The sequence below is a fragment of the Bradyrhizobium sp. Leo78 genome (genome assembly GCF_059512425.1).
The window spans coordinates 1-25,021 of sequence record NZ_JCAMOT010000033.1 but is presented as its reverse complement, the minus strand read 5'-3'; the positions used below and the strand labels follow the sequence as shown (position 1 = coordinate 25,021).

Here is a 25,021-nt window from a genome sequence, read left to right as displayed (position 1 = left end):
CGATGACTAAAGATTTTTATTCTGAATTGAGGGCGCTTGATCGCGCCTTTCCCTCGCCCCGCTCTTGCGGGGAGAGGGTTGGGGTGAGGAGCTCTCTCCGCGAATACGATGACAGAGACATTCGCGGAGGCAGCCCCTCACCCGAAATTCAAGCGCAGCTTGAATTTCGACCTCTCCCCGCGAAGAGCGGGGCGAGGTGAATTCATGCGCTCGCGCGTCTCTGGAAGTCGCTGCTTGCTTCGGTGAATTCCGTCTTGAGCCGCTCCACCAGTTCGGCGACCGGCGGCGCATCCGTGATCTGGCCGATGCCCTGGCCCGAACCCCAGATGTCGCGCCACGCCTTGGCCTTCATGTTGCCGCCGGAGCCGAAGTTCATCGTCGACTTGTCGGCAACAGGCAGATTGTTCGGATCGAGACCGGCGGCCACGATCGACGGTCCGAGGTAGTTGCCGTGCACGCCGGTGAACAGGTTCGAATAGACGATGTCGTGGGCGCCATGTTCAGTCAGCGCCTGCTTGTAGCGCGGATCGGCATTGGCTTCCTGCGTGGCGATGAAGCGAGTGCCCATGTAGGCGAGGTCGGCGCCAAGCGCGAGCGCGGAGGCGATGCTCCAGCCGTCGGAGATCGCGTCCGACAGCAGGATGGTGCCCTTGAACCATTGCTTGACTTCGCGCACCAGCGCGAACGGCGACAGCGTGCCGGCATGCCCGCCGGCGCCGGCGCAGACCAGGATCAGGCCGTCGACGCCCTGCTCGGCGGCTTTCCGTGCATGCTTGACGTTGATGACGTCGTGAAACACCACGCCGCCATAGGAATGCGCGGCCTCGACGATTTCCGACGGCGGCCGCAGCGAGGTGATGATGACAGGAACCTTGTGCTTCACGCAGGTTTCCATGTCCCGCATCAGCCGGTCGTTGGAGGCATGGCAGATCTGGTTCACCGCGTAGGGCGCGACCTTCTTGTCCGGATGTCGCGCCTTGTACTCGCCGAGCTCGTCCTCGATCTGCGTCAGCCATTCGTCGAGCTTCTCGGCCGGCCTGGCGTTCAGCGCCGGAAACGAGCCGACGATACCGGCCTTGCACTGGGCGATCACGAGATCGGGCCCTGACACGATGAACAGCGGCGAGCCGACCACCGGTAGTTCGAGACTATTGGCGAGAAAAGCGGGCAGCGTCATTCCTGGGTCCTCCGGTGCCTGCGGCATCTTGATCTTGACGCTGTCAATATAGGGCTGGACGAAGCGGTGGCGCTGTTCAATATTGAACAGTCGCTTCAGCAGAAATGAACAGGCTATGCGAGGCTGCCGGATGGATTGGGACCTGTGCAAGACCTTCGTCGCCGTCGCGGACACCAGGAGTTTCGCCGGCGCCGCACGCCGCCTGCGCGCCAGCCACCCGACCATCGGCCGCAAGATCGCGGCGCTGGAGAAGCAGCTCGGCACCCGCCTGTTCGCGCGCTCCAATGACGGGTTGTCGCTGACCTCGCAGGGCCGCAAGTTTCGCGAGCATGCCGACGCCATGGCGGCCGCAGCGCTGCGCGCCGAGGTCGCGGCGTCCGCAACCGGCGAACAGGCGAGAGGCGTCGTGAAGCTGTCGATCGGTGCGACCTTGGCCGCGCACTGGCTGATGCCGCGGCTGGGGCCGTTCCTGCGCGATCACGACCGTATCCAGCTCGAGATCATCACCCATCCGTTTCCGGCGAGCGTGCGCCGCCGCGAGGCCGATGTGGTGCTGCGGCCGGTCGATGCCGGCGAGGAAAACCTGATCGGCGCAGAATAGGCCGGCTCGGCACCGGGTTCTACGCCTCGCGCGACTATGCCGCGCGGCGCAAGCTGCCGGAGCGGCGCGAGGAGTGGCGGGGTCACAGCGTGATCGGTTTTGCCGACCAGGCGTCGAACGCGCATCTGGCGCGCTGGAGCGACTTCATTACGCGGCAGGGAACGGTGGTGATGCGCTGCTCGTCGCAAGGCGACATGCTGGCCGCCGCGCGCGCCGGGCTCGGCATCTCGGCGCTGTCCTGCTTCGTCGCCGAGAGCTGCCCGGACCTGGTGCGCGTCGCGCCGCAGAAGCTCGGCAGCGTCTCCGACCTCTGGCTGCTCGCGCATCCCGACCTGATCGAACTGCCCGCCGTCCGCGCCGTGACCAGCTTCGTCACCGCCTGTGCCCGCGAAGACCGCATCAGGCTGCGCGGCTAGTGCCCCGTAGCCCGGGTGGAGCGCAGCGCAACCCGGGACATCTGCATCAACATTGACGATCGGTCCCGGGTTACGCTGCGCTTCACCCGGGCTACGGGCCTGTCCAGAGAACTTTCGCCGCCCGCCGCGCTTGTCAAAGGACATGAGGCTCACAATCATGCGCCGACGCTCTGTAAGCGTTACAGTCAACGACAAGATGCAGCGGGGGTACCGCTACGTCCTCACCGAACCTGCCGGACGCAATTTCGATCCGGAATTTCGTCCCGAACTCACACCGAAGCAGCTGCTGGCCCTCGGCATCTTCTGCGGCAAGTACATGACGGACTGCCGCAAGGAATTCCCGGCGAGCTGGTTTGCCGGCGCCCGGCTTTCGCCTTCGAGACGCGACTGCTCGCTGAACTACTTCGGCGTCAACGCGAGCCAGCCTCTTTCGGTCTGGCGACAGAAAGGATGGATCCACCCCGACGATCCGCGCGGCTGGTTTCAGTGGTATTGCCGCTATTACATGGGCCGTCGCATATCGATGGAGGATGCGCGGCAGATCAGGCGCTGGAAAGCGATCCGGCGACATGTCGCGCAGATCAAGCGCAGTTGCGAACCCGGTGATCTGACCTGCAGGCCACGGCAACGCCAAGCGTTGCTCCATTGGGCCTACGACAGCCGAAAACTGTGACGAAGCCCCGTAGCCCGGGTGGAGCGAAGCGCAACCCGGCACCAGTATCGACGTTTGCCGCCGGCCCCGGGTTACGCTTGCGCTTCACCCGGGCTACGATCCTGCGCTCGTTTTCGCGCCGGCAATCACGCCTTCGCGCTTCTTCAGCACACGGTAATAAGCCCACCACAGATGCGCCGCGGCGCCGCGCAGCGGGCGCCAGGGCTCGGCCAGCGGCGCCATCTGCTTTGCCGTCGGCCGTTCCTTCAGTCCCAGCCCGATCTTGACCGCTTCCTGCACGGCGAGGTCGCCCGCCGGCCAGGCGTCGCCATGGCCGAGGCAGAACAACAGATAGATGTCCGCGGTCCATGGTCCGATGCCGGGCAGCGCGGTCAGCGTGTTGTGGGCGATGTCGGCGTCTTCGTTCGCGAGCACGTCGAGGTTCAGCCGCTCGGCGGCGAGCTCGCGCGCGATGTGCTTCAGTGTCTTGATCTTCGCCGCCGACAGGCCGAGCCGGCCAAGCCGGTCCGCGCGCGCCTTGCTGATCGCATCATGATGAAAGGGATCGAATGCCTTGCTGACCCGGCCCCAGATCGCCGCGGCGCTCGCGGTCGAAAGCTGCTGGCCGCAGACGATCGCGGCAAGCCCGGCAAAGCCCGGCTCGCGCTGCCGCAGCGCCGGCATGCCGGTGATCTCCAGGACTGGCCTCAGCCGCTTGTCCTGCTTCACAAGAGTTTTGATCGCGTCTTCGAGGTCCGATTGGGTTTCGAAGTGGATGAGCATGGAGGAACAGTCTCGTCGCGTCATGCGCGGGCTTGACCCGCGCATCCATCTGCTATCGATAAGAGTCCTAGAGGATGGATTGCCGGGTCAAGCCCGGCAATGACGAATTCCAATACAATGTCGCCACCCGTTTTCCGATTCGCGCCGAGCCCGAACGGTTATCTCCATCTCGGCCACGCTTTTTCGGCGTTGTTGAATTTTGACCTCGCGCGCGAGGCCGGGGGACGCTTCCTGCTGCGGATCGAGGACATCGATCCGACGCGCTGCCGGGCGGAGTTCGAGACTGCGATCTACGAGGACCTCGCCTGGCTCGGCATCGCCTGGGAGACGCCGGTGCGGCGGCAGTCGGAGCATCTTGACGCTTATCGCGAGGCGGTCGAGCGATTGACCGCCGAGGGCCTGCTCTATCCGAGCTTTGAAAGCCGCGCTGAGATCGCGCGCCTGGTCGCCGAGCGCGAGGCGGCAGGACCATGGCCGCGCGATCCGGATGGCGCGCCGCTTTATCCGGGCGCCGCGCGATCGCTGCCGGCGCCGGAGCGGCGGCGGCTGATCGAGTCGGGGGCGCCTTACGCGCTGCGGTTGAACATGGCGGCGGCTCGCGCGCGGGTGAAAGATCTGAGCTGGGCCGAACAGGGGGCGGGACCTGCCGGCGAGCACGGAACCGTCATCGCCCGGCCGGAGGCGTGGGGTGACGTCATCCTGGCGCGCAAGGAGACGCCAACCAGCTATCACCTCTCGGTCGTGATCGACGACGCCCTGCAAGGGGTGACTGACGTTATCAGGGGGCAGGACCTGTTCTGGTCCACCAGCGTGCACCGGCTGCTGCAGGCGCTGCTCGGCATCGCTTCGCCGGCTTACCGGCACCACCGGCTGATCCGCGATTCGGTCGGACAGAAGCTGTCGAAGTCGACCAAGGCAACCGCCTTGCGGGAACTGCGCGCCGGCGGTGCGACGCCCGCTGATATCCGCCGTCTGGTGGGGTTACCCTAGGTGCTTCACCTCTCCCCGATGGGGAGAGGTGGTCCTCGCGGCCAGATCGAGCTCAACCAAACGGCCTCAGCCCACTTTCGCGTAATGGCGCCGTCGCCCAAAAAGGTCTCCGTGACACCCACCACCCTCGCATGCCATTCTGCCGGCCGGGGCAGGGTTCACGGGAATCATGGCGGCAAGATCGCGCGTTGGGCGCACCATTCGGCATCCCAAGAAGACGCCGTCGCGGAAGCGTGTCTTGAAGGCGGCAAAGGCACGCCGCGGACGCGCGCCTGCCAAGGTGGGGCCCGGCGTGGTCGAGACCGCGCTGGCGGCCTTCGCGCATGAGGTGCGCACCCCGCTTACCGGTATTCTCGCGATCAGCAACCTGCTTGCGACCTCCGACCTCGACGAGCGCGAGCGGCGCTGGGTCGATACCATCCAGGCCGGCGCCGAGCATCTGGCCAGCCTTGCCACCCTGTTCGTCGATGCCGCGCGAAGCCGTGGCCCCGGCCTTGAGATCCGGCAGGATTTTTTCGACCTGCGCACGCTTGCCCGCAACGCCGGGAATTCACTCGCCGGGCGGGCGGCGGCCAAGGGCCTGCAGCCCTCGGTCGATATCTCCGAAAAGCTGCCGGCCTTCGCCGTCGGCGATCCCATTCGGCTGCGTGCGGCGCTGGAGAACCTGATCGACAACGCGGTCAAATTCACCGAGCGGGGAACAGTCGCGTTCGAGGTTACGCCGACGCGCGCCGCGAAAGGCAAGGTCGGGGTCGCCTTCGCGGTCTCCGACAGCGGCATCGGGCTTTCGCTCGCCGAGATCAAGCGCCTGTTCCGTCCGTTCTCGCAGGCCAATGTCCGGGTCGCCTCGCGCTTCGGCGGCGCAGGCCTCGGCCTATCCTCGGTCAAGCAGCTTGCGCGGGCGATGGGCGGCGACATCGTCGCCAGGCAGCGGCGGGGCGGGGGCACCACCTTTACGCTGACGATCGTGCTGGCGTCCGCCGGCGAACCGGCCGCATCCAACGGCGATGCCGGGAGCGACGTCCCGGCCGGGTCGCCGCGCGCGCTCCGGCTGCTCAGCGTCGAGGACAATCCGTTCGGCCGCGTCGTGCTCAACACCATCCTCACCGAGCTCGGCCATCAGGCGGAGTTCATCGGCGATGGAGAAGCGGCGCCGGAGCGGCTTCAGCAGGGCGCCTTCGACGCCGTGCTGATGGATATGGTGCTGCCCGGCATCGATGGGGTGGAGGCGATCAGGCGTATCCGCGCGCTTCAGTCGCCGCTTGGCCGCATTCCGATCATCGGGATTTCCGGCCGCAGCGAGGACGAGGCGGCATCGCGGGCGGCCGGCGCCGACGCGTTCCTGGTCAAGCCTGTGAGTCCGCGTGCTTTAGCGACTGCGCTGCTTGAAGCGATACGCCCTTCGGCAGGCGCGACTTGATGATCGCCGCATTCAATTCGCCGCCATAGACGAAGATCGCGGCGATGAAATACAGGAACACCAAAGCGATGATCACGGACGCGAGCCCCGCATACATCGTGACATAGTTCTTAGCGAAGCGCGCCAGGTACTGGCCGAACACGATGCCTGATATCAGCGAGGCCACCATGGTGAAGATGATGCCGGGCAGGATCTGCAGGAAATTGCGGCGCCCCGCCGGCAGCCAGGCATGCAGGATGAACAGCGCAACGGTCAACGCGGTGATCGTGATGCCGTAGCGTGCAATGTTGAGGATGCGCTCGTTGCTCTCGACGAAGAACGGAATGTAGTGCCGTGCCGTCTCGAGTATCAACGGACCGAGCACGATCAGGAACGCCATCGCGAGCGAGGTGACGGCGGCGATCAGGGTGTAGCCGATCGATTCAAGCCGGAGCCAGTACCAGCGGCGCCGCTCGGGGACGGCGTAGGCGCGGTTCAACGCCACCCGCAGCGCCTCGACGCCATTGGAGGCGAAATAGACCGCGAGCGCCGCGCCGACGGTGAGGATGTCACCGCGCGTGGTCGTCAGGACGTCGTGGACCTGGCTGGACAGCGTGTCGGCGACTTGTTTGGGCCAGGTCTGCAGCAGCAGGCTCGCAGCCTGGTCGGCCAGTTCCTTGGAGCCGAAAAAGCCGGCGAGGGAGGTCAGCACGATCAGGAACGGGAACAGCGCCATCAGGGTCGACAGCGCGATATGGCTCGCAATCGCCCAGCCGTCGTCGGCGAGGAACGTGTAGAACGCATCCATCACGACGTGGTAGACGTAGCGAACCTGCTTCACTTCCCACCCTGATCCGGCCAGCCGAGGCCGCACACCAGCTTCCGATATAATCGCGCCAAACGCCAGATCGTTGCACTTGCCCCATGTGGCGCTTCAGATATCGCGGTGTTATGTAGCGTAGATGGCATCCTTCTTAAGTACGTTCATCCTCCCGATCGCGGTCGGCGCCGTCGGGATAGTCCTGTTGCTCGGACTTGCCAACATGATGCGTGGTGGCTCGCCGAACACCTCGCAGAAATTGATGCGGCTGCGCGTCTTGCTGCAATTCGTCGCCATCGTAATCGCGATGCTCGCGGTCTGGGCGATGGGACGCTAGTTCCTACCTCTCCCAAAGGAAGAGGTGGTCGCAATACCGGAGCTGAACATGGTCGTGCTCAACAAGATCTATACGCGCACCGGCGACGACGGGACGACGGCGCTCGGAAGCGGCGAGCGGCGAGCGAAATATGATCTGCGCGTCAGCGCCTACGGCACGGTGGACGAGACCAATGCCGCGATCGGCGTGGTGCGGCTTCATCTTGCGGATAATCCCGCGCTCGACCGCATGCTCGGTCTGATCCAGAACGATCTGTTCGATCTTGGCGCCGACCTCGCGGTGCCCCAGCGCGAGGGCAAGGCGGAGCGTTTGCGGATGCTGCCGAGCCAGGTCGAGCGGCTCGAGCGCGACATCGATACGCTCAATGCCGAGCTGGCGCCGTTAACCTCGTTCGTACTTCCCGGCGGTACCCCGGCGGCAGCCTATCTGCACCTCGCCCGTACGATTTGCCGCCGGGCGGAACGGATGATGGTGGAACTTGCGGCCAAGCCGGATGAGCCAGTCAGCGAGGCTGGCATCCAATATATGAACCGCCTGTCGGATTTCCTGTTTGTCGCCAGCCGTTTCCAGAACGACAAGGGTGCCGGTGATGTGTTGTGGGTGCCGGGCCAGAACCGCTAGAATGGGTCTGAGATCCACGGGGCCGATTTTTGGCTTTCGCGCGTTGACCGCCGATAGCGGGACCTTTAGGTTCCGCGCCCAAGCCAATCAACCCCCTAATTTCAAAGCGAAAGAGGATCGATGAAGGTTCTTGTGCCGGTAAAGCGGGTCGTCGACTACAACGTCAAGGTCCGCGTCAAGAGCGATGGATCGGGCGTGGAGCTCGCCAACGTCAAGATGTCGATGAACCCGTTCGACGAGATCGCGGTCGAGGAAGCGTTGCGGCTGAAGGAAGCCGGCAAGGCGACCGAGGTTGTGGTGGTGTCGATCGGCCCGGCGCAGGCCTCCGAGACCATCCGCACCGGCCTTGCGATGGGCGCCGATCGCGGCATCCTGGTCAAGGCCGAGGGCACGGTGGAGCCGCTCGCAGTCGCCAAGCTCCTGAAGTCGGTGGTCGAGGCTGAGAAGCCCGGCCTCGTCATCCTCGGCAAGCAGGCGATCGACGACGATAGCAACCAGACCGGCCAGATGCTGGCCGCGCTGCTCGGCTGGTCGCAGGCGACGTTCGCCTCCAAGCTCGAGGTCGAAGGTTCTGACTTCAAGGTGACGCGCGAGGTCGACGGCGGCCTGCAGACCGTGAAGCTGAAGGGCCCGGCGATCGTCACCACCGACCTTCGCCTCAACGAGCCGCGCTATGCTTCGTTGCCCAACATCATGAAGGCGAAGAAGAAGCCGATCGACGAGAAGAACGCCGCCGATTACGGCGTCGATCTCACACCGCATCTCGAAATCCTCAAGACTTCGGAACCGGCAGGCCGCAAGGCGGGCGTCAAGGTCAAGGACGTCGCCGAACTGGTGTCGAAGCTCAAGACCGAAGCCGGGGTTCTCTAAATGACGACATTGCTGATTGCCGAACACGAACACGAGAAGCTGAAGGACGTCACCAACAAGGCGCTGACCGCGGCGACCCAGTTGGGCGGCGACGTGCATGTGCTGGTCGCCGGCGGCGGGGCGGGCACCAAGGCTGCGGCCGAAGCGGCGGCGAAGCTCGCCGGCGTCAAGAAGGTGCTGGTGGCCGAAGGCGAGGCCTATGCGCACGATCTCGCCGAGCCGCTTGCCGCGCTGATCGTCTCGCTGGCGCCGTCCTATGACGCGATCGTTGCGCCCGCGACCTCGCGCTTCAAGAACGTGATGCCGCGCGTCGCGGCCCTGCTCGACGTCATGCAGGTCTCCGAGATCATCAAGGTGGTCGCGCCTGATACCTTCGAGCGTCCGATCTACGCCGGTAACGCGATCCAGACAGTGAAGTCCAAGGACGCCAAGAAGGTGATCACGGTCCGCACCTCAACCTTCGCCGCGGCGGGCGAGGGCGGCAGCGCCTCGGTCGAGTCCGTGGCGGCTGCGGCCGATCCCGGTCTCTCCAGCTTCCTCGGCGAGGAGGTCGCCAAGAGCGATCGTCCGGAGCTGACCTCGGCCAAGATCATCGTTTCCGGTGGCCGCGCCATGCAGAGCCGGGAAAATTTCGCCAAGTACATCGAACCGCTGGCCGACAAGCTCGGTGCCGGTGTCGGCGCCTCGCGCGCGGCGGTCGACGCCGGCTATGCCCCGAACGACTGGCAGGTTGGCCAGACCGGCAAGGTGGTGGCGCCGGAACTTTATGTCGCGGTCGGCATCTCCGGCGCGATCCAGCATCTGGCTGGCATGAAGGATTCCAAGGTGATCGTCGCGATCAACAAGGACGAGGACGCGCCGATCTTCCAGGTCGCCGATTACGGCCTGGTCGCCGACCTCTACCAGGCGGTTCCGGAGCTGACCGAAGCGCTCGGCAAGCTCGGAAAATAAGCAAAGAGAACACCGGCCGGATGGTACGGCCCCGGCCGGTGTTCTTGTTTTTGAATGGCGTTTTTCGGCGAAGCAGGTACCTTTCGCCCGTAGCATGATCCGTACCCGGAGCGCCGCGTCGGCGCTAAGTGGGCGCCGGTTTACGAAAAAGATCATGCGCAAACGTAAGACTTGTCGGATATTGGGGACGTAGTAGGGGACTTGGGCGAGGCGCGATGGACGCGCTGTCCCGGTGGTGACAACATGACGGTCGCAATCAAGAAGGTCGGCGTAATCGGCTCGGGCCAGATGGGTAACGGCATTGCCCATGTGGCGGCGCTTGCGGGCTTCGACGTGCTGCTCAACGACATTTCCGCCGATCGCGTGAAATCGGCGCTCGCAACCATCAACGGCAATTTGTCGCGCCAGGTGGCCAAGAAGTCCATCACCGAGGAGCAGCGCAAGCAGGCGCTGTCCCGGATCGTCGCGACTGACAGCCTCGACGAACTGGCGGATTGCGATCTTGTGATCGAGACCGCGGTCGAGAAGGAAGAGACCAAGCGGAAGATCTTCCACGATCTCTGCGCGGTCCTGAAGCCGGAGGCGATCGTCGCCTCCAACTCCTCCTCGATCTCGATCACGCGGCTCGCTGCCTCCACCGACCGCCCCGAGCGTTTCATCGGTATTCATTTCATGAATCCGGTGCCGCTGATGGAGTTGGTCGAGCTGATCCGCGGCATCGCCACTGATGATGCGACCTTCGACGCTGCCAAGACGTTCGTCGGCAAGCTCGGCAAGCAGGTCGCGGTATCGGAGGATTTTCCGGCCTTCATCGTCAACCGCATCCTGCTGCCGATGATCAACGAGGCGATCTACACGCTCTACGAGGGCGTCGGGAATGTCGAGGCGATCGACGCGGCGATGAAGCTCGGTGCCCACCATCCGATGGGCCCGCTGGAGCTCGCCGATTTCATCGGACTGGACACCTGTCTGTCGATCATGCAGGTGCTGCATGAGGGGCTCGCCGATTCAAAATACCGGCCGTGCCCGCTCTTGGTGAAATATGTCGAGGCCGGCTGGCTCGGCCGCAAGACCCAGCGCGGTTTCTACGACTACCGCGGCGAGAAGCCGGTCCCGACGCGCTAACTTGTCGTTATTGCCGGGCTTGACCCGGCAATCCATCCTCAATCCAGCTTTCATTAACCCCCGCCGCCTATGGTGCGCCCGAATTGGGGAGTACCGCGTATGGATATGATGAGCATGGTCTCGGGCATTCTGGCCATGCAGGCCGGCGGCCTGCAGTCGCAGATTCAGACCTCGATCATCAAATCCAATGCGGACGCCGAGAAATCCGCGGTCCAGACGCTCCTGGGTGCCCCGTCGACGGCCAACCTGGCCGCCGGCGTCGGCGGCAATCTGAACGTCGTCGCCTAGATTCCTGCCGCGGCCGGCTGTACGGCGGCCGTGATCAGCTTCACGGCGTCATCGCTGGCCCATTCGGCCGGACCCGCAATGGTCGCGATCTCGCAGCCGTTGCCGTCGATGAGCATCGAGGTGGGCATCCCAAGCGCCTTGCCTATGCTCTTAAGGTCCTGGAAAACCTTGGCTTTCGCATCACTGAAATAGCCGAGCCGGGTCAGATTGGCGTCTTTCAGGAAATTCTTAGGCTTGTCGAAGTCGCGGGTGTCGATGTTGATCGCCACCACCTCGAAATCCTTGCCGCCGAGCTTGGCCTGCAGCGCGTCCAGCGCCGGCATCTCCTTGCGGCAGGGTACGCACCAGGTGGCCCAGAGGTTCACCAGCACGGTCTTGCCGCGCCAGTCCGACAGCTTCCTCGGCCTGCCCTCGGCGTCCTCGAAGGCGAGGTCCGGGACCCGCAAGGGTTTCGTCGCCATCGTCAGCGCGGCGAGCTCGCCGTGTGCCAGCGGGCCGAGCTTCTTCGCCAGATCGACCGCGCCATTGCAGGCCGGATCGCCGGCCGGGCCGCGGCCCATCAGCCCGCCAAATCCGGAGACGCCGGCATAGCCGATCAGCGCACCCACCAGCACCGCGCCGATCACGAGCGGGATCCGGCGCGTTGCGCCACGGGACGGGGGAGTTTCGGGCATATCGTTTGTCATTCCGCGTCAGATATGGCTAAGCAGGGCCCGCGCCGGTGGCCGGTTCGGTTTTGACGGTCGGGCGATCAAGGGCAGGCCTGAAGTTTTAAGAAGTCGTGAGCGAGCAATCATGAGCAACAAGATGTGGGGCGGTCGGTTCTCCGAACGTCCCGACGCGATCATGGAGGAAATCAACGTCTCCATCGACGTCGATCGTCACCTTTACGCCCAGGACATTGCTGCGTCCAAGGCCCACGCCGCGATGCTCGCCGCGCAAGGCATCATCACCGCGTCTGATGCGAAAAATATCGGCAAAGGTCTAGACACGATTTTGTCAGAAATCGACAAGGGATCGTTCGATTTCAAGCGCGCGCTCGAAGATATCCATATGAACGTCGAGAGCCGCCTGTCCGAGCTAATCGGCCCGGCCGCCGGACGGCTGCACACCGCGCGCTCCCGCAACGACCAGGTTGCGACCGACTTCCGCCTCTATGTCCGCGACACGATAGATGAGACCGACGCGGCGCTGGCCGCGTTCCAACAAGCGTTGGTCGAGCGCGCGCTGGAACATGCCGGAACGGTCATGCCGGGCTTCACCCACCTGCAGACCGCCCAGCCCGTGACCTTCGGGCATCATCTTCTCGCCTATGTCGAGATGGCCGCGCGCGACCGCGGCCGCTTCGCTGATGCTCGCAAGCGGCTGAACGAATCGCCGCTCGGCGCCGCGGCGCTCGCCGGCACCTCGTTTCCGATCGACCGGGCCGCGACGGCAAAAGCGCTCGGCTTCGACCGCCCGATGGCCAATTCGCTCGACGCCGTCTCCGACCGCGATTTCGTCCTGGAAACCCTGTCGGCTGCCGCGATCACGGCTGTGCACCTGTCGCGTTTTGCGGAAGAGATCGTGGTCTGGACCTCGCCGCTGGTGGGCCTGGTCCGCCTCAGCGACAAGTTCACCACCGGCTCCTCCATCATGCCGCAGAAGCGCAACCCGGATGCGGCGGAACTGGTGCGCGCCAAGACCGGCCGCGTGATCGGCGCGCTCACCGCGCTCCTGATAGTGATGAAGGGCCTGCCGCTCGCCTATCAGAAGGACATGCAGGAGGACAAGCAGGGCGCGATGGAGGCCTTTGCCGCGCTCTCGCTCGCGATCCGCGCCATGACCGGCATGGTCGAAGACCTCGTGCCCGACGAGGGGCGGATGAAAGCCGCGGCCGGCGAGGGCTATGCCACCGCCACCGACCTCGCCGACTGGCTGGTGCGGACCCTGAAAATGCCGTTCCGCGAGGCCCATCACGTCACCGGCCGCATCGTGGCGCTGGCTTCGCAGCAGGCCGTCGCCCTGCACGAACTGCCGCTGAAGGCGATGCAGGAGGTCGAGCCAAAGATCACTGCCGACGCGCTGAAGGTGCTCTCGGTCGAATCATCGGTGAAAAGCCGCATCAGTTACGGCGGCACCGCGCCGAAGAACGTGCTTTCCCAGGCGAAGGCCTGGGCGAAGCGGCTGGAAAAAGAGCGAAAATTGGGCTGAACGACAAATTTCGCTGCAATCTCATGGTTATCCGGGGGCTCGCCAGAGCAAATCAATGTTTGTATGGTGCGGCCCGCATTGGGGATTTCGTCGTGACCAGTAACCACCGCCTGACCCGGTCGGGATGGGCTCTCATCCTTGTCGGCGTTGCCGCGCTGACGCTTGGCGGCTGCGGACGCAAGGGACCGCTCGACCTGCCGCCGACCGCGAGCTCGGCGCAGACGCCGGCCGCGCCGCAAGATACCGAGACCCAGCGGGCAGCCCAGCCCAGCCTGTTCAATCCGAACTACGGAACGGATGCGCCGCCGGCTGCGGCCAAGGGTCGTCAGCGATCCTTCGTCCTCGACCCGCTTCTCGACTGAGCGCGCCATGAATCATTTCGACTATCGCGACGGCGTGCTGCACGCCGAAGCCGTTGACCTGTCCAGGCTTGCCGACACCGTGGGCACGCCATTCTATTGCTATTCGACCGCGACCTTGGAGCGCCATTACCGGGTGTTCACCGAAGCCTTCGCCGGCGAGAAGGTGCTCGTCTGCTACGCGATGAAGGCGAATTCCAACCAGTCGGTCCTGCGCACCTTGGCAAAGCTTGGCGCCGGCGCCGACGTGGTCTCGGGCGGCGAATTGAAGCGAGCCCTTGCCGCGGGCATTCCACCCTCGAAGATCGTCTTCTCCGGCGTCGGCAAGACCGAGGCCGAGCTGCGCGCCGCGCTTTCCGCCGACATCCTCTGCATCAATATCGAATCCGAGCCTGAGCTTGAACTGCTGTCGCGGCTTGCGGCCGAGATGGGCAAGACCGCGCGCATTTCGGTGCGCGTCAATCCTGACGTCGATGCCGGGACGCATGCCAAGATCTCGACCGGCAAGTCCGAGAACAAGTTCGGCATCCCGATCTCCCGTGCGAGAGACGTCTATGCCCGCGCGGCGAAGCTGCCGGGCATCGAGGTGCGCGGGGCCGACATGCATATCGGCAGCCAGATCACCGATCTCAGCAAGATGGAGACGGCGTTCCGGATCCTCGCCGAATTCGTCCAGACCTTGCGCGCCGACGGCCACAACATCTCGCATATCGATTTCGGCGGCGGCCTTGGCATTCCCTATTACATGGACTGCGAGGCGCCGCCGGCACCCGACGCCTATGCCGCGATGGTGAGGCGCGTGACGCATAACCTTGGCTGCACGCTGATGTTCGAGCCGGGGCGGATGATCGTCGGCAATGCCGGCATCCTCCTCACCCGCGTGATCTATGTGAAGCATGGCGATGCCAAGAACTTCGTCATCATCGATGCCGCGATGAACGACCTGATCCGGCCGACGCTGTACGAAGCGCATCACGACATCCTGCCGGTGCGGCAGGCCAAGAAAGACGCGCCGATGATGGTTGCCGACGTGGTCGGCCCGGTCTGCGAAAGCGGCGACTATCTCGCGCTCGACCGTTCGCTGCCCGAGCCCAAGCCCGGCGATCTCCTGGCGATCATGACCGCCGGCGCCTATGGCGCGGTGCAGTCCGGCAGCTACAACACCAGGCCCCTGGTGCCGGAAGTGCTGGTCAAGGACGATCAGTATGCCATCGTGCGCCCCCGCGTCGACGTCGAGGCGCTGATCGCGATGGACAAGCCCGCCCCGTGGCTGTGAGTGGCGATCGGGAATTAATTCATTTAAATTCCCGTCGCGATTTAACGCCTTTATAATTCAGCCTAACGATTGAAAAATCCGCGCGACAGCGGAAGTTTTCAAGAACCGGGCCTCCCGGACGAATTCCCGGTGCAGTGCGGAGGCTTGGGGGAACCGTTTTGGGCTCTGACGGGCGCGCCGCGCAGCTTTTGCCTTAACAGAACGGTGATCACACCATCTCACAGCCGCGGAGCGGTGCCCGCTGCTTGTCGGTGTGACTGATAAGTCTCGGAGAGGGCGTAGTATTTTCACTTTCTGCCTCAGATGCCTGCGTCATTTTCGCATGTCTGCCATTTAAATATTAAATCTTCATTGACAGATATTTAAATTCGAGTGAGATTAATATTATCAAATGCGGCTGAGCGGGGTGTAACAATGTCATTGCCAGGCTGGGTTCTCGCGATTTTCCTCTTGATGGCGGCGGCGGTGCCCGCCGGTGTGTACTTCACGGCCACGCTGTTCTTCCCTCCCGACCAAGTCTACACCTATGTCGGCCAGGGAACGTATCGTGGCGCGCCGGGCCCGGCCGCTGGCGCTGGCCTTCCCTTCCTCGTCGCTGCAGGCGTCTATTGGTACGTCAGGCGCCGTCGCAACTCAAAATAGCGCTTGCGCTCTTAGCGCCACAAAAGCGACCGACACAAAACACTTTCGTTGAAATGCAGAAAGACCGCCGAGAGGCGGTCTTTCTTTTGATTCAAGCATCACCTTGTTCAGCGTCGTCCCGCGAAAGCGGGGATCCATAACCACAGGCGTTTGGGGTGTGCTCCGCTTCAACCGCTTGCTCGCGCGCCACCGACCACGACGCCCGCCGCCTTCTCAATCTGCTTGATCGCGGAGGTGAAATCGGAGTCCGGTCCCGTCTCGCGGATCACGGTTTCCCAGAGGCGGCCGACGGCCTCGGCGACTTCCATCGACAGGCCGAGCGACTTCATCTCGTCCAGGCACAGCCGCACATCCTTCACCATCAAGCCGGTGGCGAAGCCGAAATCGAACGTGCGCGGCAGCACCGAGCGCGGAAACTTGTCGCGGCTCGCCGTATTCATGCCAGAGCCCGCATTGATGACATCGATCATCACGGCCGGATCGAGCCCGGACTTCACGCCCATCACCACCGCTTCCGAGGTCGCAACCATCGCAGTCGCCGACAGGAAATTGTTGGCGAGCTTCATCGTCTGCCCCGAGCCCGGCTTCTCGCCGATGAAGAACACCTTGCCGATCACGTCGAGCGCCGGTTTCAGCACCTCGTAGTCCGCGCGCGGACCGGAGACCATCACTGCAAGCGTTCCCTTCTCGGCGCCGCCGACGCCGCCGCTGACGGGGCTGTCGATCTGCACGATATCGCGCTTCGCCAACAGGTCATGGATGCGCACCGCCATCTGCGAGCCGACCGTTGAGAGATCGACGAAGCGCTTGACGCGCTCGCCCTCGATCACGCCGCCGGCGCCGGTTGCGACCTCGAGCGAGGCCTGCAGCGAGGGCAGGCTCGCCATCACGGTCTCGACCCGGTCGGCGATCGCCTTCGGCGAGGACGCGGCTAGCGCGCCGCGCGCGGTCAACCGCTCGACGGCCTCCTTGCGCGTATCGAACACGGTAAGTTGATGCCCGGCCTCGACCAGCCGGCGCGCCATCGGAAAACCCATGTTCCCGAGGCCGATGAATCCAATTTCCATGGTGATTTTGCTCCGGATTTCTGGAGATGCTCCTCATCCTGAGGAGCGCGCAACGCGCGCGTCTCGAAGGATGAGGCCACAGACGGGGCCTCATGGTTCGAGACGGCGCAAGAGCGCCTCCTCACCATGAGGAGCTAACTACGTCAGCCCTTATCGATCTCGGCGAACACTTCGCGCGCGATACGAAAGCTGTCGACGGCGGCGGGCATGCCGCCATAGATCGCGACCTGCATCAGGATCTCGCGGATCTCTTCGTGGGTGACGCCGTTGGTCAGCGCGCCCTTCAGGTGCGCGCGCAATTCGTGCGGCCGGTTCAGGATCGAGATCATGGCGATGTTGAGCATGCTGCGGGTCTTGCGCGGCAATTCCTCGCGGCCCCATACCGAGCCCCAGCAATATTCGTTGAGCAGGTCCTGGAACGGCTTATTGAAGCTGTCGACGTTCTTGAGCGCGTTGGAGACATAGGCCTCGCCGAGCACGGCCTTGCGGATTTCCAGGCCTTTGTCGTGCGTCTTTTGGTCCATAACGTTTCCTCATGCAGTTCAGAGAGCATGATCCGGAAAGATGGAAACCGGTTGTCCATGCCCGAACAAAAATGAGATCATGGCCCGATTTCGGATCATGATCTGGGGTTGTGGCGGCGACGTTACGGGGTCGCTCACGCGCAGTCACGCCTTCGTGTTATGCGTAATTCCACGTGTGGGTTGCCGGAACGGAACGGGTGCCTCATTGCCGCCCTTGTGGTAAGGTGACGTGTCGGGCAACCCGGAGATTTTATTGAGCGGCGACCCCACTGAACCCGCGCGCGAGCATAACGCCGTCGCGCGGCTAAAATTGAACGAAGCCCTGCAGCGGGCACAATACGCGATCGCGTGGGAGCGCGTATGGCCGTATCTGGCCCGGTTTCTGACCGTCATCGGATTGTTCCTGGTCGTCTCCTGGGCGGGACTCTGGCTGGCGCTGCCGCTTGCGGTGCGCCTCGTCGGTGTGGGCCTGTTCGCGGTGCTGGCGCTCTCCGCGCTGTTTCCGCTGGTTCGCTTCCGCTGGCCGACGCGCGAGGAGGGCTTGAGCCGGCTCGATCGCGGCACCGGCATCCGCCATCGCCCGGCGACCGCGCTGAGCGACACGCTCACGAGCCAGGACCCGGTCTCGCAGGCGCTGTGGCAGGCACAGCGCGAGCGCACGCTGGCCTCGCTCAAGCGCATTCGTGCCGGCCTGCCGTCGCCGCGGCTTCCGATCCATGATCCCTGGGCCCTGCGGGCGCTGGTGATCGTGATGCTGGTCGGCACCTATATCGCCGCAGGCGATGAGCGTTCTCTCCGTTTCGCCTCCGCCTTCGATTGGAATGGCGTGCTCGCGCCGACCAATATCCGGGTCGATGCCTGGGTGACGCCGCCGAACTATACCGGCAAGCCGCCGATCATCCTGTCGTCGGCGAACCGGGAAGCGGCTGCCGCCGAGAGCGGGCCATTGGCGGTTCCCGCCGGCAGCACGCTGCTCGTGCGTTCCAGCGGCGGCAATATCGACGTCGTGGTCGGCGGCGGCGTGACCGAGGTTGCCCCGAGCGGCGAGGCGCCGAAGGGCACCAACGAGCGGCATTTCAAGATTGCTGGCGACGGCACCGCGCATGTCCGCGCGCCGGCCGGCCAGCCGCTGTGGCGTTTTACCGCAACGCCTGACCGTCCGCCGTCGATCGCCCTGGCCAAGGATCCCGAGCGCCAGGCGCGCGGCTCGCTGCAATTGTCCTACCGGCTCGAGGACGATTACGGCATCACCGAAGCGCGCGCGCAGTTCGTCGCGCGTCCGGGCGATGCGCCGAAGGACCCCGGGAATGCCGGAACCAGGACGGCAGAGGTGCGGCCGCTGTTCGAGCCGCCGCAATTCCCGCTCGTGCTGCCGAACGCGCGCACCCGCAATGGCGTCGGCCAGACCGTCAAGGATTTGAGCGAAGACCCCTATGCCGGCGCGGATGTGACGCTGACGCTGACGGCAAAGGACGAGGCCGGCAATGAGGCCAAGAGCGAACCGTTCAACATGCGCCTGCCGGAGCGGTTGTTCACGAAACCGCTGGCGCGGGCGTTGATCGAGCAGCGCCGCATTCTCGCGCTCAACGCCAACAAGAACGCCGATGTCTACGCTGCGCTGGACGCGCTGTTGATCGCGCCGGAAATGTTCACGCCCGAGGCCGGCACCTATCTCGGGCTGCACAGCGTGGCGCGGCAGCTCGAGGCCGCCCATACCGACAACGCGCTGCGCGAGGTCGTCGCCAGCCTGTGGGCGCTTGCCGTCACCATCGAGGACGGCAACATCACCGACATCGACAAGGCGCTGCGCGCGGCGCAGGACGCCTTGAAACAGGCGCTGGAGCGTGGCGCGAGCGACGAGGAGATCAAGAAGCTCACCGACAATCTGCGCGCGGCGCTGGACAATTTCATGCGCCAGCTCGCCGAGCAGTTCCGCAACAACCCGCAGCAATTGGCGCGCCCGCTCGATCCCAACGCCAAGGTCCTGAGCCAGCAGGACCTGAAGAACATGCTCGACCGCATGGAGCGGCTGTCGCGTTCCGGCGACAAGGACGCGGCAAGGCAGTTGCTCGATCAGCTCCAGCAGATGCTGGAGAACCTGCAGATGGCGCAGCCCGGCCAGAGCGGCGACAACGACATGGAGCAGGCGCTGAACGAACTCGGCGACATGATCCGCAAGCAGCAGCAGTTGCGCGACAAGACCTTCAAGCAGGGCCAGGATTCGCGGCGCGACCGCATGCGCGGCAAGCAGGGCGATCAGTCCATGGGCGACCTGCAGCAGGATCAGCAGGCGCTGCGCGACCGGCTGCAGAAGTTGCAGGAAGAGCTCGCCAAGCGCGGCATGGGTCCCGGCCAGCGTGGCGAGAAGGGCCAGCGCGGCCAACAAGGACAGCAGGGCCAGCAAGGTCAGCAAGGTCAGGGCGGCCAGGAGGGCGATCAGGGCGACGGCGAGGACGGGCTCGATCAGGCCGATTCCGCGATGGGCGATGCCAGCGGCCGGCTTGGCGAAGGCAATGCCGATGGTGCGGTGGACTCGCAGGGCCGCGCGCTGGATGCGCTGCGCAAGGGCGCGCAGAGCCTCGCCGAGGCGATGCAGCAGGGTGAGGGCGAGCAGGCGGGCGACGGCCCCGGCAACCGCGTCGGCCGGCAGCAGAGCGGCGGCAACCAGACCGATCCGCTCGGGCGCCCCTTGCACGGCCGCGAGTTCGGTGACGACTACACCGTCAAGATCCCCGGCGAGATCGACGTGCAGCGCGTGCGGCGAATCCTGGAAGAACTCCGCCGCCGCCTCGCCGACCCGTCGCGGCCGCAGCTCGAACTCGACTACATCGAGCGGTTGTTGAAGGATTATTGAGGGGGAGCCTCGCGCTCCGTCGTCATCGTCCGCGAAGGCGGACGATCCAGTATTCCAGAGACGCCCGAGTTCAATCGAGAGACTGCTCTTTACTGGATACCCCCGCCTGCGCGGGGTATGACGGAGAGCGTACCCTACGCCACCTTCCGCGCGGAGAGCGCATCCGCCACCGCCGTGCGGATATCGGCGACCGAGAACGGCTTGGTCACCACGTCGTGCACGATCGCATTGAGGCCGGAGGCGCGCTCGCGCTGATGGGCAAAGCCGGTCATCAACAGGATCTTCAACTCCGGAAAGTCGCGCGCGCTGGCGAGCGCCAGTGCAATGCCGTCCATGACAGGCATCTGGATATCCGTGAGCAGCAGATCGAAGGCGCCTTGCTCCCGCGCCAGTATTTCGAGCGCGGCGGCGCCGTCCTGCGCGGTGACGGTCTCATGGCCGTCCATGGCGATGGCGCGCGCCACCAGCGAGCGCATCGAATCTTCGTCGTCGGCGATCAACACCCGCGGCATCGAGCTAACCTCCTTCGCAAGACACGTCTCGTATTCTAAGCCTTGCCGCCGGCCGCCAGATCCCGCTTGTTGAAGAAGCGGATATCGATGTCGCGGCCTTCCGGGGGCGGCGAGGCAAGGCGGGACTTGAAAAAGGCGCGTTCGCCCGGCTTCAGCACCGGCTGCTCCAGCACCGCATTCCACGCATAAATCTCCGCGCCCTGCGGGTCCCGGACCGCAAAGCGCAACCGCGGCAGTTCCACCGGCTTTCGGGTCTCGCCGACGATCATGCCTTCGATCACCAGCACCGGCTTGCCGTCCACTGTCTCGTGACTGACTTTGACGTCCTTGAACGCCACCCCGCGCAGATTCACCTCGAGCCCGGCCAGCCGGTAGAACAGCGCGGTCTGCGGTAACAGGCGCACGACGTCGCCGCGCCACACCACCAGCGCCACGATCAGCGCCGCCATCGCCGCGCAGGCGGTGGGCAGGCTCGTTGCGGGCATGCGGATGCGCGGCAGGGTGGGCAGCTTGAACAGTCCTGGCAGCCGGCGGCGGGGTTTGGCTTCGGCATCTACGTGAGCCTCGGCGTCTTCCCGCGCGACCGACGGCCAGTCCTGCCGGACTGCATCGTCCGCCGGCCAGTCGGCCGAGATCGAGGGGCTGTTGACGACAGGCGTGCGCTCGTCCTCCTCCTGCCGCGCCATCGCCTCCCATTCCGCGGCGGCATCGGACGCGGCGGACCTGTTCGCCGCCGCCATCGCCGGCATCGGCGCCGTGATGTCGACGGCATCCTCCGGCTGCGCCAGCCAGACCTCCCTGCAGCGGGAACAACGCACCGTACGCCCGGCCGGACCTAACGTCTCCAGCTTGATCGCATAGGATGTTGTACAATGCGGGCAAACGATATGCATGGAGCCCAATCCCCACTATGGATGCGCCGGGATGCTACAAGGCGACCGTTAACGAATCGGAAACCATAACCGAAGCACAAACGCTTTGTTCGGCCCGTCGGCCCAGCCGGAAGCGGGCGCGAGGATTGAGCCAAGGTTCGAGGTTCCCGGCCGCCGCCCCAGTTGAACCCAACGTCCAACCCAATGTCGAGCGGAGCTAGAGCTTGGTTCGGTTCGAAAATGTCGGATTGCGTTACGGACTGGGCCCGGAGATTCTGCGCGACCTCAGCTTCGCCGTCCCCGCTCATTCCTTCCAGTTCCTCACCGGCCCGTCGGGCGCCGGCAAGACCTCGTTGCTCAGGCTCTTGTTCCTGTCGCTGCGGCCGACGCGCGGATTGGTGAATCTGTTCGGCAAGGATGTTTCGCTGCTGAGCAAGGACCAGATCGCAAACCTGCGCAAGCGCATCGGTATCGTGCTGCAGGACTTTCGCCTGCTCGACCACATGACGACCTATGAGAACGTCGCGCTGCCGTTCCGCGTGATGGGCCGCGACGAATCCAGCTACCGGCGCGAGGTGATCGATCTCTTGAAATGGGTCGGTCTCGGCGAAAGGATGGATGCGCTGCCGCCGATCCTGTCGGGCGGCGAGAAGCAGCGCGCCGCGATCGCGCGCGCGGTGATCTCGCGGCCGCAATTGTTGCTGGCGGACGAGCCGACCGGCAGCGTCGATCCGACGCTCGGGCGGCGGCTGCTTCGCCTGTTCATCGAGTTGAACAAGTCCGGCACTGCCGTGATCATCGCCACCCACGACATCACGCTGATGGACCAGTACGAGGCGCGGCGATTGGTGCTGCACCAGGGACGGCTGCACATCTATGAATAAGATCGGCCGAGAGCATGTGCCGCTCGTCGACCTCGGGCATGAACGCCCGCAGGTGTCGGCGAACGCGCGCAACATGTCGCCGATCGTGCCGCGCGCCTCGATCTCCGGCCGCGCGCTGGTCGCTGTCGTGGCGATCATGACCTTCCTCGCCTCGATGACCACGGGCACGGTGCTCCTGGTCAGCGCATCCGCAGCCGAGTGGCAGTCGGAGGTCGCAAGCGAGATCACGATCCAGATCCGCCCGGCTCCCGGCCGCGATCTCGATCGCGACACATCAGCGGCGGCGGAGGCGATGCGGACGCAAGGTGGGATCGTCGAAGTCCGCCCGTTCAGCAAGGAGGAATCCGCAAAACTGCTCGAGCCTTGGCTCGGCAGCGGATTGTCGATCGAGCAATTGCCGGTGCCGCGCGTCATCGTGGCGCGGGTGCAGCCCGGCGGCACGCCCGACCTCACAGCGCTCCGAGCGCGGGTCACGCAGGCCGCCCCCGGCGCCAGCGTCGACGATCATCGCGCCTGGATCGAGCGCATGCGCTCGATGAGCGGCGCCACCGTGTTCGCCGGCATCGGCATTCTGGCCCTCGTGATCATCGCGACGATCATCTCGGTCTCCTTCGCCACGCGCGGCGCGATGGCCGCCAACCGGCCGATCGTCGAGGTGCTGCATTTCGTCGGCGCCTCCGACAGCTACATTGCCAACCGTTTCCTGCGGCACTTCCTGATGCTGGGCCTCGAGGGCGGGCTGATCGGCGGCGGCGTCGCGATGCTGTTCTTCGGCTTCTCTGAATCGATCGCGAGCTGGTTCTCGGGCACTCCGGTCGGCGACCAGTTCGCAGCCCTGCTCGGCACCTTCTCGCTGCGGCCGTCCGGCTATCTGGTGCTGGCGCTGCAGGCGGTATTGATCGCCGCGATCACGGCCTGGGCCTCACGGCGGACGCTGTTCGCCACGCTCGATGATGTCGACTGATGGAACGGCCGGACTCCACTTCGCCCGAAAACGCACTAAAATTGCGTCCGGGGAAGGACAGCCATTATCCGATGAGCTCTGAACTCGACGACCGATCGCAAGAGCGCCGGCCAGCGCGGCCGCGCGGATGGCTGCGCGCGCTGATCGTCGCGCCGCTGGCGGTGCTGTTCGTCGCCGCGGGGTTCGGCTTCGTCGCGTTCCTGTCGCAATTGCGCGGCGTCGAAACCCAGCCCGAGCATAACGCCGACGGCATCGTGGTGTTGACCGGCGGTTCCTCGCGGATCTCCGACGCCGTGGAATTGCTGGCGGCCGGCTACGGCAAGCGGCTGCTGATCTCAGGCGTTCACCCGACCAATGCGGCGAGCGATATTTCCCGCTCGCTGCCCGAGAGCAATCAGGCACTGCTCAGGTGCTGCGTCGATCTCGACCGCTCCGCGGTCAATACCAGGAGCAATGCCGCGGAGACGCGGCGCTGGGCGCGTGAGCGCGGCTTCAAGTCGCTGATCGTGGTCACCTCGAACTATCACATGCCGCGTGCGATCGTCGAACTGTCGCACGCGATGCCGGATGTCGAGCTGATCCCGTTCGTGGTGATCGGCGATAAATGGCGCGACGAACCCTGGTGGATGAGTGGCGGAACGCTGCGCCTCCTGCTATCGGAATACGTCAAATATGTCGCGGCGGAGGTGCGGGTGCGGCTGGCCAGAATCGGTCTCGACCTGACGCCGGAATTCCTGGATCAACCCGGCGGCGCGCAGGCGCCGCGCCGGCCCGCGACCGCGCAGGTGAACTGACCAGACCAACTCGTGTTCGGGAATTCGATGTCTTCGATCTTCGTGCGCTCGCTCATCTTCAACGTGCTGTTCTATCTCGTGCTGGTGAGCTTAAGCATCATCGCGATCCCGACCGTCGTGTTGCCGCGCCGGGCGATGATGACGCTGGCCGCATGGTGGGCGAGCGCGACGCTGTTCCTGATGCGCGTCGTCTGCAACATCCGGGTCGAATTCCGAGGGGTGGAGAAGATTCCGAAAGGGCCCTTGATCGTGGCCGCCAAGCACCAGTCGATGTGGGAGACGTTCCAGCTTTTGCGCTTCTTCGACCACCCGCTCTACATGCTCAAGCGCGAGCTGACCTGGATCCCGGTGTTCGGCCAGTTCCTGATCAAGGCGGGCATGATCGCGATCGATCGCGGCGGCGGACCGCGCTCGCTGGTGAAGACGCTGCGCCGCGCGGCGGCTGAAGTGAAGCGCGGCCGCCAGCTCGTGATCTTTCCGGAAGGCACGCGGCGACCGGTTGGCGCGCCGCCGAGCTACAAGACTGGCGTCGCGCAGATCTATGCCGAGAGCGGCGTGCCGTGCCTGCCGGTCGCGCTCAACTCCGGCCTGTTCTGGCCGCGCCGCACCTTCATGCGCTATCCTGGGACGCTGGTTGTCGAATTCCTTGATCCGCTGCCGGCGGGTTTGCGGCGCGACGAGTTCATGACGCGGCTGCGCGAGTCGATCGAGGGCGCCACCGACCGCATCGTCGAGGACGCGCGCGCCGAGCAGGCGCAATTGTTCGGCGTCGTGCCCGATACCGCGAAGGCGAAGGTGTAGAGCATGATGAGATCAGGTCGCGTTGGCGCCACGTCGGAGGTGCCTTACCTCTCCCCGTCGGGGAGAGGTCGATTTGCGCAGCAAATCGGGTGAGGGGCCGCGGCTCTAACGATGGACCGCGACCCCTCACCCGCGCTTCGCGCGACCTCTCCCTATGGGAGAGGTGGGCAAACGGTCCTAACCGGCTACATAGGTAACAGAATAGACCGGCGACATGGGTAACAGGTCAACTGATCGGCAAGGAGGAGC

At 64.9% G+C, this 25,021-nt stretch carries 26 protein-coding genes and 1 pseudogene; 19 read left to right on the top strand and 8 right to left on the bottom strand.

The window, feature by feature from the left end; genetic code table 11:
• Positions 1-202: 202 nt before the first annotated feature.
• Positions 203-1,177 (bottom strand): NAD(P)H-dependent flavin oxidoreductase, encoded by a 975-nt coding sequence (locus AC5ZG1_RS31610; RefSeq protein ID WP_496135133.1) that lies wholly within the window; start codon positions 1,175-1,177, stop codon positions 203-205.
• A gap of 130 nt (positions 1,178-1,307) precedes the next feature.
• Between AC5ZG1_RS31610 and AC5ZG1_RS31605 the strand changes: the two are divergent.
• Positions 1,308-2,194 (top strand): annotated as a pseudogene (locus tag AC5ZG1_RS31605) (LysR family transcriptional regulator).
• A 157-nt stretch (positions 2,195-2,351) separates the two neighbouring features.
• Positions 2,352-2,867, top strand: a complete 516-nt coding sequence (locus AC5ZG1_RS31600; RefSeq protein ID WP_456640896.1) for a hypothetical protein — start codon at positions 2,352-2,354, stop codon at positions 2,865-2,867.
• A gap of 93 nt (positions 2,868-2,960) precedes the next feature.
• On the opposite strand, the gene AC5ZG1_RS31595 is transcribed toward AC5ZG1_RS31600, so the two are convergent.
• Complete coding sequence (locus AC5ZG1_RS31595) at positions 2,961-3,629, bottom strand: DNA-3-methyladenine glycosylase family protein (RefSeq protein ID WP_130229751.1); 669 nt, start codon at positions 3,627-3,629, stop codon at positions 2,961-2,963.
• A 117-nt stretch (positions 3,630-3,746) separates the two neighbouring features.
• On the opposite strand from AC5ZG1_RS31595, the gene gluQRS reads away from it, so the two are divergent.
• Positions 3,747-4,619, top strand: a complete 873-nt coding sequence (gluQRS, locus tag AC5ZG1_RS31590; RefSeq protein WP_496135132.1) for a tRNA glutamyl-Q(34) synthetase GluQRS — start codon at positions 3,747-3,749, stop codon at positions 4,617-4,619.
• Positions 4,620-4,788: 169 nt separating this feature from the next.
• Positions 4,789-6,039: an ATP-binding protein gene (locus tag AC5ZG1_RS31585; protein WP_496135131.1), complete on the top strand. Its 1,251-nt coding sequence runs from the start codon at positions 4,789-4,791 to the stop codon at positions 6,037-6,039.
• Here AC5ZG1_RS31585 and AC5ZG1_RS31580 read toward each other — a convergent pair.
• Positions 5,966-6,859, bottom strand: coding sequence for a YihY/virulence factor BrkB family protein (locus AC5ZG1_RS31580; RefSeq protein ID WP_496135130.1), 894 nt, complete (start codon positions 6,857-6,859; stop codon positions 5,966-5,968). The genes AC5ZG1_RS31585 and AC5ZG1_RS31580 overlap by 74 nt on opposite strands.
• Positions 6,860-6,980: 121 nt before the next feature.
• On the opposite strand from AC5ZG1_RS31580, the gene AC5ZG1_RS31575 reads away from it, so the two are divergent.
• The 6 genes from AC5ZG1_RS31575 to AC5ZG1_RS31550 all read left to right on the top strand — a co-directional run bounded on the left by AC5ZG1_RS31575 (position 6,981) and on the right by AC5ZG1_RS31550 (position 11,030).
• Positions 6,981-7,175 (top strand): twin transmembrane helix small protein, encoded by a 195-nt coding sequence (locus AC5ZG1_RS31575; RefSeq protein WP_208827699.1) that lies wholly within the window; start codon positions 6,981-6,983, stop codon positions 7,173-7,175.
• A gap of 48 nt (positions 7,176-7,223) precedes the next feature.
• Positions 7,224-7,796: a cob(I)yrinic acid a,c-diamide adenosyltransferase gene (locus AC5ZG1_RS31570; protein ID WP_496135129.1), complete on the top strand. Its 573-nt coding sequence runs from the start codon at positions 7,224-7,226 to the stop codon at positions 7,794-7,796.
• Between the two features lie 120 nt (positions 7,797-7,916).
• Positions 7,917-8,666, top strand: a complete 750-nt coding sequence (locus AC5ZG1_RS31565; protein WP_028163778.1) for an electron transfer flavoprotein subunit beta/FixA family protein — start codon at positions 7,917-7,919, stop codon at positions 8,664-8,666.
• The gene (locus tag AC5ZG1_RS31560; RefSeq protein WP_130229358.1) at positions 8,667-9,617 is read left to right on the top strand and encodes an electron transfer flavoprotein subunit alpha/FixB family protein; all 951 of its coding nucleotides are present in this window, start codon (positions 8,667-8,669) and stop codon (positions 9,615-9,617) included.
• 243 nt (positions 9,618-9,860) lie between these two features.
• Positions 9,861-10,742, top strand: a complete 882-nt coding sequence (locus AC5ZG1_RS31555; RefSeq protein WP_028163776.1) for a 3-hydroxybutyryl-CoA dehydrogenase — start codon at positions 9,861-9,863, stop codon at positions 10,740-10,742.
• A 99-nt stretch (positions 10,743-10,841) separates the two neighbouring features.
• A complete protein-coding gene (locus AC5ZG1_RS31550) occupies positions 10,842-11,030 on the top strand; it encodes a hypothetical protein (RefSeq protein ID WP_496135128.1) in 189 nt (62 codons plus the stop codon).
• On the opposite strand, the gene tlpA is transcribed toward AC5ZG1_RS31550, so the two are convergent.
• Complete coding sequence (gene tlpA / locus AC5ZG1_RS31545) at positions 11,027-11,704, bottom strand: thiol:disulfide interchange protein TlpA (RefSeq protein WP_496135127.1); 678 nt, start codon at positions 11,702-11,704, stop codon at positions 11,027-11,029. The genes AC5ZG1_RS31550 and tlpA overlap by 4 nt on opposite strands.
• Positions 11,705-11,825: 121 nt before the next feature.
• Here tlpA and argH point away from each other — a divergent pair, with 121 nt between their 5' ends.
• The 4 genes from argH (at position 11,826) to AC5ZG1_RS31525 (ending at position 15,500) form a co-directional block, all read left to right on the top strand.
• Positions 11,826-13,223 carry an argininosuccinate lyase gene (gene argH / locus AC5ZG1_RS31540; protein ID WP_496135126.1) on the top strand — a complete coding sequence of 466 codons (1,398 nt, stop codon included), beginning with the start codon at positions 11,826-11,828 and terminating at the stop codon, positions 13,221-13,223.
• Between the two features lie 92 nt (positions 13,224-13,315).
• Positions 13,316-13,585 carry an LPS translocon maturation chaperone LptM gene (gene lptM, locus AC5ZG1_RS31535; protein WP_028163772.1) on the top strand — a complete coding sequence of 90 codons (270 nt, stop codon included), beginning with the start codon at positions 13,316-13,318 and terminating at the stop codon, positions 13,583-13,585.
• 7 nt (positions 13,586-13,592) lie between these two features.
• Positions 13,593-14,858, top strand: a complete 1,266-nt coding sequence (gene lysA, locus AC5ZG1_RS31530; RefSeq protein WP_496135125.1) for a diaminopimelate decarboxylase — start codon at positions 13,593-13,595, stop codon at positions 14,856-14,858.
• A gap of 414 nt (positions 14,859-15,272) precedes the next feature.
• Positions 15,273-15,500 carry a hypothetical protein gene (locus tag AC5ZG1_RS31525; RefSeq protein ID WP_028163770.1) on the top strand — a complete coding sequence of 76 codons (228 nt, stop codon included), beginning with the start codon at positions 15,273-15,275 and terminating at the stop codon, positions 15,498-15,500.
• Between the two features lie 167 nt (positions 15,501-15,667).
• On the opposite strand, the gene AC5ZG1_RS31520 is transcribed toward AC5ZG1_RS31525, so the two are convergent.
• Both AC5ZG1_RS31520 and AC5ZG1_RS31515 read right to left on the bottom strand, forming a co-directional pair.
• On the bottom strand, positions 15,668-16,567 hold the full coding sequence (locus AC5ZG1_RS31520; protein ID WP_496135124.1) for an NAD(P)-dependent oxidoreductase: 900 nt from the start codon (positions 16,565-16,567) through the stop codon (positions 15,668-15,670).
• Between the two features lie 143 nt (positions 16,568-16,710).
• Positions 16,711-17,091, bottom strand: coding sequence for a carboxymuconolactone decarboxylase family protein (locus AC5ZG1_RS31515; protein ID WP_496135123.1), 381 nt, complete (start codon positions 17,089-17,091; stop codon positions 16,711-16,713).
• Between the two features lie 253 nt (positions 17,092-17,344).
• On the opposite strand from AC5ZG1_RS31515, the gene AC5ZG1_RS31510 reads away from it, so the two are divergent.
• Positions 17,345-19,945, top strand: coding sequence for a TIGR02302 family protein (locus AC5ZG1_RS31510; protein WP_496135122.1), 2,601 nt, complete (start codon positions 17,345-17,347; stop codon positions 19,943-19,945).
• A 134-nt stretch (positions 19,946-20,079) separates the two neighbouring features.
• Here AC5ZG1_RS31510 and AC5ZG1_RS31505 read toward each other — a convergent pair whose 3' ends face one another.
• The gene (locus AC5ZG1_RS31505; RefSeq protein WP_496135121.1) at positions 20,080-20,457 is read right to left on the bottom strand and encodes a response regulator; all 378 of its coding nucleotides are present in this window, start codon (positions 20,455-20,457) and stop codon (positions 20,080-20,082) included.
• Between the two features lie 35 nt (positions 20,458-20,492).
• A complete protein-coding gene (locus tag AC5ZG1_RS31500; RefSeq protein WP_496135120.1) occupies positions 20,493-21,350 on the bottom strand; it encodes an MJ0042-type zinc finger domain-containing protein in 858 nt (285 codons plus the stop codon).
• Between the two features lie 203 nt (positions 21,351-21,553).
• On the opposite strand from AC5ZG1_RS31500, the gene ftsE reads away from it, so the two are divergent.
• The 4 genes from ftsE to AC5ZG1_RS31480 all read left to right on the top strand — a co-directional run bounded on the left by ftsE (position 21,554) and on the right by AC5ZG1_RS31480 (position 24,772).
• On the top strand, positions 21,554-22,213 hold the full coding sequence (ftsE, locus tag AC5ZG1_RS31495) for a cell division ATP-binding protein FtsE (protein WP_130229349.1): 660 nt from the start codon (positions 21,554-21,556) through the stop codon (positions 22,211-22,213).
• Positions 22,206-23,177, top strand: coding sequence for a cell division protein FtsX (locus AC5ZG1_RS31490; RefSeq protein WP_028163763.1), 972 nt, complete (start codon positions 22,206-22,208; stop codon positions 23,175-23,177). The genes ftsE and AC5ZG1_RS31490 overlap by 8 nt, the downstream gene beginning before the upstream one ends.
• Before the next feature lie 71 nt (positions 23,178-23,248).
• Positions 23,249-23,971 (top strand): YdcF family protein, encoded by a 723-nt coding sequence (locus AC5ZG1_RS31485; RefSeq protein WP_496135119.1) that lies wholly within the window; start codon positions 23,249-23,251, stop codon positions 23,969-23,971.
• 27 nt (positions 23,972-23,998) lie between these two features.
• Complete coding sequence (locus AC5ZG1_RS31480) at positions 23,999-24,772, top strand: lysophospholipid acyltransferase family protein (RefSeq protein WP_456640907.1); 774 nt, start codon at positions 23,999-24,001, stop codon at positions 24,770-24,772.
• Positions 24,773-25,021: the final 249 nt, after the last annotated feature.